General features: G+C 72.7%; 10 protein-coding genes. 2 read left to right on the forward strand and 8 right to left on the reverse strand.

The window, feature by feature from the left end; all coding sequences use genetic code 11:
* Nucleotide 1: 1 nt before the first annotated feature.
* The 3 genes from DE149_RS00700 to groES form a co-directional block, all read right to left on the reverse strand.
* Nucleotides 2-1,957 carry a BCCT family transporter gene (locus tag DE149_RS00700; RefSeq protein ID WP_113913788.1) on the reverse strand — a complete coding sequence of 652 codons (1,956 nt, stop codon included), beginning with the start codon at nucleotides 1,955-1,957 and terminating at the stop codon, nucleotides 2-4.
* A gap of 121 nt (nucleotides 1,958-2,078) precedes the next feature.
* Nucleotides 2,079-3,686 carry a chaperonin GroEL gene (groL, locus tag DE149_RS00705; RefSeq protein ID WP_113913789.1) on the reverse strand — a complete coding sequence of 536 codons (1,608 nt, stop codon included), beginning with the start codon at nucleotides 3,684-3,686 and terminating at the stop codon, nucleotides 2,079-2,081.
* Nucleotides 3,687-3,794: 108 nt separating this feature from the next.
* Nucleotides 3,795-4,091: a co-chaperone GroES gene (gene groES, locus DE149_RS00710; RefSeq protein ID WP_002857590.1), complete on the reverse strand. Its 297-nt coding sequence runs from the start codon at nucleotides 4,089-4,091 to the stop codon at nucleotides 3,795-3,797.
* 655 nt (nucleotides 4,092-4,746) lie between these two features.
* On the opposite strand from groES, the gene DE149_RS00715 reads away from it, so the two are divergent.
* A complete protein-coding gene (locus DE149_RS00715) occupies nucleotides 4,747-5,724 on the forward strand; it encodes a hypothetical protein (protein WP_113913790.1) in 978 nt (325 codons plus the stop codon).
* Between the two features lie 235 nt (nucleotides 5,725-5,959).
* Here the strand turns inward: DE149_RS00715 and DE149_RS00720 are convergent, their stop codons facing one another.
* The 5 genes from DE149_RS00720 to DE149_RS00740 all read right to left on the reverse strand — a co-directional run bounded on the left by DE149_RS00720 (nucleotide 5,960) and on the right by DE149_RS00740 (nucleotide 11,414).
* Nucleotides 5,960-6,715: an ABC transporter ATP-binding protein gene (locus DE149_RS00720; RefSeq protein WP_002857584.1), complete on the reverse strand. Its 756-nt coding sequence runs from the start codon at nucleotides 6,713-6,715 to the stop codon at nucleotides 5,960-5,962.
* On the reverse strand, nucleotides 6,712-7,800 hold the full coding sequence (locus tag DE149_RS00725) for an iron chelate uptake ABC transporter family permease subunit (RefSeq protein WP_113913791.1): 1,089 nt from the start codon (nucleotides 7,798-7,800) through the stop codon (nucleotides 6,712-6,714). The genes DE149_RS00720 and DE149_RS00725 overlap by 4 nt, the downstream gene beginning before the upstream one ends.
* Nucleotides 7,793-8,851 (reverse strand): ABC transporter permease, encoded by a 1,059-nt coding sequence (locus DE149_RS00730; protein ID WP_113913792.1) that lies wholly within the window; start codon nucleotides 8,849-8,851, stop codon nucleotides 7,793-7,795. The genes DE149_RS00725 and DE149_RS00730 overlap by 8 nt, the downstream gene beginning before the upstream one ends.
* On the reverse strand, nucleotides 8,848-9,912 hold the full coding sequence (locus DE149_RS00735; RefSeq protein WP_113913793.1) for a siderophore ABC transporter substrate-binding protein: 1,065 nt from the start codon (nucleotides 9,910-9,912) through the stop codon (nucleotides 8,848-8,850). The genes DE149_RS00730 and DE149_RS00735 overlap by 4 nt, the downstream gene beginning before the upstream one ends.
* A gap of 170 nt (nucleotides 9,913-10,082) precedes the next feature.
* A complete protein-coding gene (locus DE149_RS00740; protein ID WP_049146674.1) occupies nucleotides 10,083-11,414 on the reverse strand; it encodes an SAM-dependent methyltransferase in 1,332 nt (443 codons plus the stop codon).
* Nucleotides 11,415-11,483: 69 nt separating this feature from the next.
* On the opposite strand from DE149_RS00740, the gene DE149_RS00745 reads away from it, so the two are divergent.
* Entirely contained in the window at nucleotides 11,484-12,683 is a 1,200-nt protein-coding gene (locus DE149_RS00745; RefSeq protein ID WP_049146673.1) for a glutamate--cysteine ligase, read from the forward strand.
* Nucleotides 12,684-12,756: the final 73 nt, after the last annotated feature.

Here is a 12,756-nt window from a genome sequence, read left to right on the forward strand (position 1 = left end):
GTCAGCGGCCGGACGGGCCCGCTCCGGCGGGTCCGTCCGCGCCGTCCCCGTCCCCCTCGTCCAGATACTCGCCCAGCACGTAGTCGTAGTCCACGGGGTTCCCGTCCTCGTCCGTGCGGCGGTACCAGTCGGTGATCTCCGCGGCGGTGGAGTCGAACCCCTCGCCGGCCGCGTACCAGCTGCCCGGCGGGGTGCGCTCCACCGTGAACGCGAAGTCGTCCCCGTACTCCACCAGGCCCCGCACCGTCGCCTTCTCGACGGCGGCCCGCTGGTACCGGTCACGGATCGCGAAGGGGTCGTTGGCCAGTTCGCGCTGGAGCGCGACCGCCATGAGGACGAGCACCACGGTGAACGGCAGCGCCGTGATGGTGATGAGGTTCTGCAGGCCGGTGAGCGCGGTGTCGCCGCCGGTCAGCAGCATCACGACCGCGATGCCCGCCATGCACAGTGCCCAGAACACCGTGATCGTGCGGCGCGGGGCCGGGGCGCCGCGCTGCGAGAGCTGCGAATTCACGATCGAGGCGGAGTCCGCCGTCGTGATGAAGAAGACCGCCAGCATGACGATCACGACCGGGGCCACCAGCCCGCCGCCGGGCAGCTGGTCCAGGACCACCCAGAAGATCTCCGCCGGCGCGGGCAGCGACGCGGCTGTGCCGTCCGGCGCCACGGAGCCCTGGGTCCGCTGCAGCCAGATGGTGGTGCCGCCGATGATCGTGAACGCGCCGACGATCACCGCGGCCGGGATGAACAGGGCCCCGAGGACGTACTGGCGGATGGTCCGACCCTTCGAGATCTTCGCCATGAACACGCCCACGAACGGGGCCCAGCTGACCCACCACGCCCAGTAGAAGATCGTCCAGCTGGAGAGGAACTCCTGCATGTCCTCCCCCTGGGCCATCGAGGCGCCGAGGGCGTCCGGGGCGGAGGAGACGTAGTCCATCAGGACGCCGGGCACGATGTTCAGCAGGAACGCCGTCGGGCCGACGACGAAGAAGAACAGCGCCAGGCCGAGGGCGAGCAGCATGTTGATGTTGGACAGCCACCGGATGCCGCGGGCCACACCGGACACCGCCGAGAAGATGGTGCCGATCGTGAGCACCACGATGATCCCCAGCGCCACCGTGTTCCCCGGCGCCGACCAGCCCGAGACGATCTCCACGCCGCGGCCGATCTGCAGGGCGCCGATGCCCAGCGAGGCCGCCGTGCCGAACAGTGTGGCGATGATCGCGAGCCCGTCGATCAGGCGCGCGCCGACCGAGTCGCTGCGCTGGGAGTCGCCGAACAGCGGCGCGATGATCGAGCTCATCAGCGGCACCCGGCCCCGGCGGTAGGACACGTAGCCGACCGACAGACCGACGATCGCGTAGATCGCCCACGCGTTCACGCCCCAGTGCAGCGCGGCCTGGGCCAGCGCGCCCGTCACCGCCTCCTCGCTCCCCGCCTCGTACGCCCCCGGGCGCGGGGCCAGGTAGTAGGTCAGCGGCTCGTACGGGCCGAAGAAGATGATGCCGATGCCGATGCCGGCCGCGAAGAGCATGGCCGACCAGCTCGCCGTGGAGTACTCCGGCTTCTCCCCGTCCAGTCCCAGCGGGATCTCGCCGTACCGGGAGAACGCCAGGGCCAGCAGGAACACCACCATCCCGATGGCCAGCAGGGCGAACAGCCAGCCGGCGTGGACCATCACCCAGTCGAGGGCCGCGCTCGAGACGGCCAGCACGGCGTCCGGCTGCAGCACGCCCCACACCACGAAGCCGACCACCAGCAGGCCGACGACGGCGAGGATCACCCGGTCCACGCCGTAGCGCACCCGGCGGTCCTCCACGGACACGCCCGGCACGAGGGCCGGGTGGATGCCGTGCGGATAGGAGAACTCGCGGACGAAGCGGCGCAGCCGTGGCCGGGCCGGGGTCCGGGTCGTGTGGGACCCGGTGGGACGGGGCGGCGTGGGTGTGTCCATGGGGACACCATAGGGGGCGCGCCGGACGGCGGTCGTCTCCCGCCCGCACGACGACGGCCCCTCACCCGGGCGGGCGAGGGGCCGTCGTCGTCGGCCGGCCGCGTCAGGGCCGACGGAGGGGTCAGTGCTGGTGGCCGGCCTCGTCCTCCTCGGCGGGCTTGTCCGCCACGAGGGTCTCGGTGGTCAGCACGAGGGCCGCGATGGAGGCGGCGTTGGCCAGCGCGGAGCGGGTCACCTTGACCGGGTCGATCACGCCGTCGGCGATCAGGTCGCCGTAGACGCCGGTCTTCGCGTTGAAGCCGTGGTTCGGCTCCAGCTCGGCGACCTTGGAGACCACCACGTAGCCGTCCTCGCCCGCGTTCTGGGCGATCCAGCGCAGCGGCTGCTTCAGGGCCTTGCGGACGATGTCCACGCCCACGGCGGCGTCGCCGGTCAGGGCCTGGACGTTGGCGTCGGTGTCGAGCACGCTCAGCGCGTTGATGAGCGCGGTGCCCCCGCCGGCCACGATGCCCTCCTCGAGGGCGGCGCGGGTCGAGGACACGGCGTCCTCGATGCGGTGCTTGCGCTCCTTGAGCTCCACCTCGGTGGCGGCGCCCACGCGGATCACGCCGATGCCGCCGGAGAGCTTGGCGAGGCGCTCCTGGAGCTTCTCGCGGTCCCAGTCGGAGTCGGTCGCGGCGGACTCGGCCTTGATCTGGGCGACCCGGGCCTCGACGTCCTCGGCCGCACCGCCGCCGTCGACGATGGTGGTCTCGTCCTTGGTGACGGTGATGCGGCGGGCGGAGCCGAGCACGTCCAGGTCGGCCTGCTCGAGCTTCATGCCGAGGTCCGGGGAGACGACCTGGGCGCCGGTGAGGATCGCGATGTCCTGCATCATGGCCTTGCGGCGGTCGCCGAAGCCCGGGGCCTTGACGGCCACGACGTTCAGGGTGCCGCGGATCTTGTTCACCACGAGGGTGGACAGGGCCTCGCCCTCGATGTCCTCGGCGATCACGAACAGCGGCTTGTTGGCCTGCAGGACCTTCTCCAGCAGGGGCAGCAGCTCCTGTACGTTGGAGATCTTGCCCGAGTTGATCAGGACGTAGGCGTCCTCGAGCACGGCCTCCTGACGCTCGGCGTCGGTGACCATGTACGGGGACAGGAAGCCCTTGTCGAACTGCATGCCCTCGGTGACGTCCAGCTCGGTGGAGGTCGTGGAGGACTCCTCGATGGTGATGACGCCGTCGGTGCCGACCGTGTCGAACGCGCGGGCCAGCAGCTCGCCGACCTCGTCGTTCTGGGCCGAGATGGCGGCCACGTGGGCCACCTCCTGGCCCTCGACCGGGCGGGCGTTCTCCTGCAGGCGCCGCTCGACGGCGGCCACGGCCACCTCGATGCCCTTCTTGACCTCGCCCGGCGCGGCGCCGGCGGCGACCTGGCGCATGCCCTCGTTCACGAGCGCCTGGGCCAGCACGGTGGCGGTGGTGGTGCCGTCGCCCGCGATGTCGTTGGTCTTGGTGGCGACCTCCTTGGCGAGCTGGGCGCCCATGTTCTCGTACGGGTCCTCCAGCTCCACCTCACGGGCGATCGTGACGCCGTCGTTGGTGATGGTGGGGGCGCCCCACGCCTTGTCGAGCACCACGTTGCGGCCCTTGGGGCCGAGGGTGACCTTGACGGTGTCGGCGAGCTTGTCGATGCCGGCCTGGAGGGCGCGGCGTGCGTCGTCGTTGAAAGCCAGCTGCTTGGCCATGACGGACGCTCCTTTCGTTCAGGGAGTCAGGGGGTGCGGGGACGCGAGGGGCCCGGGGCGCGCGCACCGGTGCGGTGCGCGCCGCTCACCGGGCCCATCGCGGCGGGGTCACTTGGTGACGACGGCCAGCACGTCGCGGGCGGAGAGCACCAGGTACTCCTCGCCGCCGACCTTGACCTCGGTGCCGCCGTACTTGGAGTACAGCACCACGTCACCCTCGGCGACGTCGACCGGCACGCGGTTGCCGTTCTCGGCGACCCGGCCCGGGCCCACGGCCACGACCTGGCCCTCCTGCGGCTTCTCCTTGGCGGTGTCCGGGATCACGAGGCCCGACGCGGTGGTCTGCTCGGCCTCCAGGGGGCGGACAACGATGCGATCCTCGAGGGGCTTGATGGAGACAGACATGCTGCACACTCCTTCTTCGTCGACGTGCGGCTCCGGCGGGCTCGCCGGTCCGCTGATGCTGTGGTCTGCGGGTGCGCCACGGGCGTCAGACCCTCCGTCGTCGCGGTGCCGGACGGTCCACCTCGGGCATTGGCACCTGGTACCCCCGGGTGCCAGCCCCGATTCTACTCCGGGTTTTGGCACTCCTTCAACATGAGTGCCAGCCGTGTCCCCGCCGTCCGCCGAGGGCGGAGGTCGGTGGCACGATGCGGTGGGGCGGCGGGGCACCGTGGGGCGGCGTGGGGCGGCGGCGGGCGGGGCGGGTTCCGGGCCCAGGAGCACACGGAGTGGTCACGACTGCGGCCGGGATCCTGTCCCTCCCCCACTCCCCACCCTGCCCCCCGCCACCCTCCGTGGGCAGAAACCGCACCCCCGCCACCGCGTGGGCAGCATCCGCAGGTTTTCGATCTCCGTGGGCAGAAGCGCCCTCTCTTCTGCCCACGGATGTTGCGTGGGCGGAACTCCTCGCAGTTCTGCCCACCGAGCCATGACGACGTCGTCCCGACGGGACAACCGGCCGTCGCCGAGTCCTGCACAGCCGGCCCACCCCGCGCCGTTGTGCACAGACACGCGGCCCGCCCGGCCGCCGTCGGACCGACCGCGTCAGGGTCGACCCATGCCCTTCGCTCCCGACCTCCCCCTCGTCCCCGTCTTCACCACCCGCGACGTGCTCGAACGCGGTCTACCGCCCAGCCGGGTGCGGCGGTCCGACGTCCTCCGCCTCGCCCGCGGCATCCACCGTCGCCGTGACATGCCGCTGCGCACCTGGGAGTCGGCTGGGCTCCCGCCGCCGCACCACGGGGTCGGCCTCGACCTGCTGACCGCCCTCCTGCGGTCCCGTCCCGACGCCGTCCTCTCCCACGAGACGGCGGCGCACCTCCACGGCCTCCCGCTTCCCCCGGGCGGGGCCACGCGACGCGCCGCCGTCGAGATCACGTTGCACCGCGGCACCGCACGGGCGCGGATCCCCGGCGTCAAGGAGCACCGCAGACCCCTGCCCGCCGGCCACGTCACCTCCGTGCTCGAGCTACGGGTGACGACGCCGGAACGGACCTGGCTCGATCTGTGCTCGATCGGCCACCCCTGGGACGAGGCATCCCTCGTGTCGGCGGGTGACCACCTGGTCCGTCACCCCTGGTCCCCGCGCGGCCGGCGGCCTCCCATCACCACGGTCACCGCGCTGCACGAGGCGATGCGGCCGCTCGGGCGGTTCGTCGGAAGACCGCGGGCGACGGCGGCGCTCGAGCGCGTACGGGTGGGTGCCGACTCGCCGCAGGAGACCCGGCTGAGGCTGGCGCTCGTCGAGGCAGGGCTGGGCGAGCCGACGCTGCAGCACGTGTTCGACCCCGGGCGGCGGAACGCCCCCGAGGCCGATCTGTGGTTCGAGGACTGCCGGCTCGTCCTCCAGTACGACGGCGAGGTGCACCGGAGTGCCGAGCAACACGCCCGGGACGCCCGACGAGACCAGTACTACGCGGAGCGTGGGCAGATGACCCTGCACGTCACGGGCCGGGACGTCGGCGAGGGATACGCGCGGGTGATCGAGGCCGTCCTCAGACGACGGGCACAGGTCTCGAACGGCTGGGATGCCTGACGTCGTCGTCGCGTATGGCCCTGCCGTCCATGCGCAGGGGTTCCGTGGGCAGAAGCGCGGGTGCTTCTGCCCACGGAACCTGGAAACACGCGGGTTCTGCCCACGGAACCTGGAAACACGCGGGTTCTGCCCCCGGAAGGCGAGACCCGGCGGGTTCTGCCCACGGAACGCTCGCGTCGGCCGGGCACCCGACCCCCGCCCGGACCGACCCGGGCCGGCCTCACCGTCGCCCCGCTCAGTAGTACACGGCCAGCGGCCCGTGCGGTCCGTCCACCACGCTGCAGGGGGTCTTGAAGATCCGCTCCAGCACCTCAGGGCGCAGGATCTCGGCCGGGGTGCCGGTCTCCACCACCTGGCCGTCGCCCATCGCCACGATCCGGTCGGCGTAGTGGGCGGCGAAGTTGATGTCGTGCAGCACGATCACCACGGTCCGGCCCAGCTCGTCGGCGGCCCGGCGCAGCTGCTGCATCATCTGCACCGAGTGCTGCATGTCCAGGTTGTTCAGCGGCTCGTCCAGCAGCACGTACTCGGTGTTCTGCGCCAGCACCATCGCCACGTACGCCCGCTGCCGCTGGCCGCCCGAGAGCTGGTCGAGGTACCGGTTCTCGAACGGGCCGAGGTTGAGGAAGTCGATCGCGTCGGACACGTGCCGCTCGTCCTCCAGGGTCAGCCGGCCGCGCGTGTACGGGTAGCGCCCGAACCCCACGAGCTGCCGCACGGTCAGCCGCGTCACGAAGTGGTTCTCCTGCCGCAGGATGGACAGGGTCTGCGCGATCTTCCGGGACGGCGTCGTGGTGATGTCGTGCCCGCCCACGGCGATCGTCCCGGCGTCGGCGTCCTGCAGCCGGCCGATCATCGTCAGCAGCGTGGACTTGCCCGCCCCGTTGGGCCCCACGAGCGCGGTCACTCCCCCGGCCTGGATGTCCAGGTCCACGGGTCCGATGCACACCTCGTCGCTGTGGCGCTTCACCACGCCGCGCAGCTCGATCACAGACGTCCCTTTCTCATCACGACGACCAGGAAGGTGATGCCGCCGATCAGCTCGATGACCACCGTGACCGCACCCCCCGCGTAGAACACGTGCCGCAGCACGAAGTAGGCGCTCGTGAGCACCGCGTACCCGGCCAGCGCGGCCACCGGGAGGATGAACCGGTGGTCGTGGGTGTCGACGAGGCTGTACGCCAGCGTCGCCACGAGGAAGCCGAGGAACGTCATCGGGCCCACGAGCGCGGTGGTCATGGCCATCAGCACGGAGACCAGCAGCAGCGTCACCATGAGCTCGCGCCGGTGGTGCAGGCCCAGGTTGGTCGCGGCGTCGGCGCCGAGCGCCACCGTGTTCAGGCGGCGGGAGCGCAGCCACAGCAGCGCGCACACGACGACGGCGATGGGCGCGGCGATCGCCACGTACTCGGTCCGGGCGTTGGAGATGTTGCCGAAGAGCCGCGCGCTCAGCAGGTCGAACGAGTTCGGGTCCAGCAGTCGCTGCATGAACGTGCTCAGCGCGGCCAGCCCGCCGCCCAGCACCACGCCCACGAGCAGCATCAGATGGACGCTGCCGTAGGGCCGGGAGAGCAGCCACGAGTACAGGGCCGTCGCGAGCGCCACCATGAGCGCGGCCTGGGCGAGGAACGGCCCCACCCCGGTCAGCACCGCGACGCCGGCGGCTCCGAGCACGTACACGGCGGCGGTCGACACGGCGGTGTAGAGCGCCTCGAACCCCATGATCGAGGGCGTGATGATGCGGTTGCCCGTCACCGTGTGGAAGGTGACGGTCGCGAAGGAGTGGCACAGCGCCACGATCCCGATCACGCCCAGGGACTCCACGCGCATCCGCGCGATCATCCAGAACGCGCGCGAACCGGGTTCGGCCTCGTTGCCCCACAGCAGGATCCCGGCGGTGGAGAGCACGGCGACGGCGGCCAGCACGGCGACGACGACCGCATACCTCCGGCGGTCGGCGGCGGTGACGAACGCGCCGGACCGGCGCGGTGCGTCGGCCTCGACGGGCCCGGCCGCGGTGGCGCCGCCGGGCGGGGCGGGGATGCGACCCGGGGCGGTCGCGAGCGGCTCAGCCATGCTTGGCCTGCCTCAGCAGCAGGGCGAGGAACACGCTCGCGCCCACGAGGCCCAGGATCAGCGAGATGGGCACCTCGAACGGGGCGATCACGGTGCGCCCGATCAGGTCGCAGACGATCACGATCCACACGCCGACCATGACCACCCAGGGCAGGTTCGTCCGCAGGTTGTCGCCGCGGACCATGGACACGAGGTTGGGGACCACGAGCCCCAGGAACGGGAGGGCCCCGATCACCACGGTGGCCACGCCGGTGGCCACGGCCACCATGGCCACGCCGGTGAGGATCACGGCGTCGTAGTTGAGGCCGACGTTCGTCGCGACGTCCTTGCCGAGGCCGGCCACGGTGAAGCGGTCGGCGATGACGAAGACCGCCACGCACACGATCAGCACGAGGAAGAGCAGCTCGTACCGGCCGCGGACCACGGAGGTGAACGAGCCGGCGAACCACGCGCCCACCTGCTGCAGCATGTCCGTCTGGAGGGCGAGGAACGTCGAGGCGGCGCCCACGACGGCGCCGAGCATGATGCCCACGATCGGCACGATGAGGGAGGACTGCAGGCGCACGCGCCGCAGGAAGAGGAAGAACACGAGGGTGCCGATGAAGGCGAAGAGGATGGCCCCGACCATCCGGGTCACCAGGCCCGCCCCCGGCACGAGCACCATGGTCACCAGCAGGCCGAGGCCGGCCCACTCGGTGGTGCCCGTGGTGCTGGGCTCCACGAAGCGGTTCTGCGTCATGAGCTGCATGATCAGCCCGCACATCGCCATCGAGGCGCCGGCCAGCACGAGGGCGACCGTGCGCGGCACGCGCGTGATGGCGAACATCTCGCGTCCGCCCTCCGCGCCGACGTCGTACACGCCCACGAACAGCGAGACCACGATGAGGGCCGCGGTCACCAGGACGCCGACCAGCAGCGGCCAGGTGCGCTGCCAGCGGGTGCGCTCGGGCCGCAGGACGGCGGGCGGGACCCAGCACACGCGGTCGCCCCGCCCCGGCTCCTGGAGCCGGGGCGGGGCGTCGGCGACGTGGTGACGCACGTCGAGAGTCACTGCGCGCCTTCGAAGGCCTTCGCGAGGTCCTCCATGACGGTGGTGTGGTTCTGGATGTCCTCGGCGACGTAGAAGTCGGTGGGCAGGTACACGATGTTGCCCTCCTTGACCGCGGTCACGTCCTGGAGGGCCTCGGAGCGCTCGATCAGCTCGGCGGCGGTGGCGTTCTCCTCGCCGATGGCGGCGTCGCGGTCCATGACGATCAGCCAGTCCGGGTTCGACTTCGCGATGGCCTCGACGGAGATGTCGTCGCCCTGGTGGTTGTCGGTGCCCGACTGCTCGAGGGCCGGGGTCAGGTCCAGCATGTCGAAGAACGGGCCGATGGCGCGGCCGGTGCTGGGCGCGACGTACGAGAGCTCTCCGCCCGAGGCGATGAGGCCCATGACGGTCTGCTCGGGGTCGTAGGCGTCCTTGGCGCGCTGGGTGGCGGCGTCGAAGTCGGCGATGAGCTTCTCGGCATCGGCCTCGTGGCCGGTGGCCTCGCCCAGCAGGGTGGTCAGCTTCTTCAGGCCTTCGTCCATGGGGGTCTGCGTGGCGTCGAAGTTCGTGTCCACGACGGCGGCGTCGCCGGTCAGCTCGTCGATCTCCGCCTTGCGCTCGTTGAACCGCTGGCCGTTGAACACGACGTCCGGCTCAGCCGTGACGAACAGCTCCATGTCCGGCTCCCGGTGGTTGCCGATGTCGGCGACCGAGTCGTCCTGGAGGTAGGAGGGCCCGCCCTCGCCCTTGTACATGATCTGCTTCGGCGCGGCCGACAGCTCGACGCCCCAGTCGTCCAGGGTGCGGAAGGTGCGGTTGTCCGTGGCGATGACGGAGTCGACCTCCTCCGGCAGGGTGACCTCGGCGCCGGACATGTCGGTGACGGTGACCCCGGCCGCGATGCCGCCCGAGGCGGCCGAGGAGCCGCCGGCGGCGCTCGCGGAGGCCGAGGACTCGCCGGAGGCGCTCGCGGAGGACGAGCCCGTGGCCGCGCCGCCGGCGGAGCAGCCGACGAGGGCGAGGGCCGCCACCGAGGTCAGGGCGAGACGGGCGAGGCGGGGGGCGCTGACGGAACGCGGCATGGTTCTCCTTCTGGGCGGCGGGGCTGCCCCGGGATGAGCAGTCGGGGTGGTGGGCGCGCTCCCGTGGAGGTGAGCCTTGCCTCAGTCGAATACCGTACACGAGGGTGCCGTAATCCCCCAACGGGGGTTCGACGGCTCCCGCCGCCCGGGGCCCGCGGCCTCGAGCCCCGTCAGTCCAACGGCGTCACCTCGAGGGCGAACCGCGACCGACCCACGCGCGCCAGCACGAGGGTGGCGTGCCGTCCGGCCCCGCCACGCCGGCCCGGCTTCGCCCCGCCGAGGACGGCGCGACGCACCTCCTCGGGCGTCTCGCGGATGCCCCGCTTCTTCACGTCCAGCCGGCCCACCCCGGTCTCCTTCGCCCAGCGCCGCAGGGAGGCCAGGTGGAAGCCGTGCACCGCCTCGATCCGATGGGCGCGGGCCAGGCCGTCCCGCACGGGCTCGGGCGCGACGAGGTAGGCCAGGTGGGGGTCCAGCTGCCGCGTCGGCACGGGCCAGGACGCGGCCAGGTCCGTCACGAGTCCGGCCCGGATGACGGCGCCGTCCGGCTCGTGCAGGACCGCGCCGACGAGCCCCGCCATGCCCTCCTCCCCCACGGCCTCGACCTCGGGCGAGTCGCCGAAGTCCGCGCCGGAGACGAGCTGCGCCGTCGTCGTCTCCCCGCCCCGGACGGTCATGACGCGCGCCGCCCGCCGCACCCCGGGACGGGCCGCCGCGTTGAACCACAGGGCGGCCTCCACGACGTCGCCGTCGATGCTCACCCACTCGGCCTCGGCGCCCTCCGGCACGGCCTCGTGCGGAAGCCCCGGGCCGAGCTTGACACCGACCGGGACGCCCGTCGCGGCGATGTCCGTCACGACGCTCAGGGGCGGGGAGAACGCCTCGGGGTCGAACACGCGCGCGGACCCGCCCCCGCCGACCTGACGGCGGGCGGGGTCCAGCCACACCGCGTCCGCCTCGGCGGGCACGTGGGCGCGGGCCCAGGCCACGGCGTCGCCGTGCACCACACGCGCACCGCGGTGGCCGGCGAGGTTCACCTCGGCGGCCGCGGCGACGACGGCGTCCCGCTCCACCGCCACGACGTCCAGGCCCCGGTCGGCGAAGGCGCGCGCGTCCAGGCCGAGACCGCAGCCGAGGTCGGCGACGCACCGGGCCCCCGCGGCCGCCAGCCGGTCCGCGTGCAGGCCCGCGACCAGCGGGCGGGTGGCCTGCTCCAGGCCGTCGCGGGTGAACAGCATCCGGCGCGCCTCCGGCCCGAGGCGGGCCTCCGCCCGGGACCGCAGCGCGGCCTGGGTCAGCGCGGCGGCCACGCGCTCCGGAGGATGCCCGGCCGCACGCAGGCGGGAGGAGACCTGGAGCGCGTCGGCCTCGCGGTACCCGGCGAGGGAGTCGAGGAGCGCGCGGCCCTCCGCCTCGAGGACGGGGGCCAGGGCGGTGGCGTCCGCCTCCGAGGCGGCGGCCGTGGGGCGCGGCGGGCGGGAGGCGGGGCGGGGACGGGCCATGCGCCCCACCCTAGATCCGGAGCGTGGACACCGGGCACAGACCGGGCCGGGGCTTCTAGGATGGGCGACATGACTCTGCCCTTCGCCGACTCCGCGCAGTCCACTCTCGGAATCGAGTGGGAGCTCGCGCTCGTGGACGCCGTGTCCGGTGAGCTGCGTTCCGAGGCCCCGGACCTGCTGCGCGCCCTGCATGTGACCGAGGGCCTCGCCGAGGACGACGTGAACCCGCACATGACCAGCGAGCTCCTGCAGAACACGGTGGAGCTCGTCACGGGCGTGCACGAGCGCGTGGACGCCGCGACGGCGGACCTCGGCCGGATCGCCGCGCGCGTGGCCGACGCCGCGGCGGCGCGGGGCATCTCCCTGTTCTGTCAGGGCACGCACCCGTTCGCGGACGCGATCGCGCAGCCCTCGACGCCCAGCGAGCGCTACGACCGCATGCTGGATCTCACCCAGTACTGGGGTCGGCAGCTGCTGATCTTCGGCGTGCACGTGCACGTGGGCCTGGACGACGTCTCCAAGGCCATGCCGGTGGTGAACGGCCTGGTCAACCGCGTGCCGCACCTGCTCGCACTCTCGGCCTCCTCCCCCTTCTGGGCGGGCACGGACACGGGCTACCAGTCCCAGCGCACCCTCCTGTTCCAGCAGCTGCCCACGGCCGGCCTGCCGTTCCAGTTCCAGGAGTGGGAGGGCTTCGAGCGCTGCGTGGCCCAGATGGAGCAGGTGGGCATGATCGCGGACGTCACCGAGTGCCGCTGGGACGTGCGGGCCGTGCCCCGCCTGGGCACGGTGGAGATGCGCGCGTGCGACGGCCTGGCCACGCTCGAGGAGATCGCCGCCGTGACCGCCTACACGCAGTGCCTCGTGGACGACCTGTCCGCGAGCCTGGAGCGCGGTGAGACGGTCGAGGTCCTGCCGCCGTGGCACGTGCAGGAGAACAAGTGGCGCGCCGCCCGGTACGGCATGGACGCCACCGTGATCGTGGACGCCCGGGGCACCCAGGTCCCGCTGGCGGAGCACCTGCCGGCGGAGATCGAGCGACTGACCCCGGTCGCCGAGCGGCTGGGCTGCGCGGCGGAGCTCGCCGGCGTCCAGGCGATGATCGACGACGGCGGCGCCGCGGCCCGGCAGCGCCGCGTGGAGGCGCAGGCCCTGGCCGGCCCGCCGGCCGCGGGTGAGGACACGGATGACGCGGTGGCCCCGCTGCGCGCGGTCGTGCTGGACGCCGCCGCCCGCACCCGCGCGTCGCTGGACGGCCGCACCGGCTGAGCGGCCGCTCCCCCGGCGAGGCTGCGGCCCCGCCGCGCCTGCACGCTTCCGCCGGCCCGCCCGGCGCGGCTAC

The organism is Micrococcus sp. KT16 (assembly GCF_003315015.1).
In the GTDB taxonomy this organism is placed as follows: Bacteria; Actinomycetota; Actinomycetes; order Actinomycetales; family Micrococcaceae; genus Micrococcus; species Micrococcus luteus.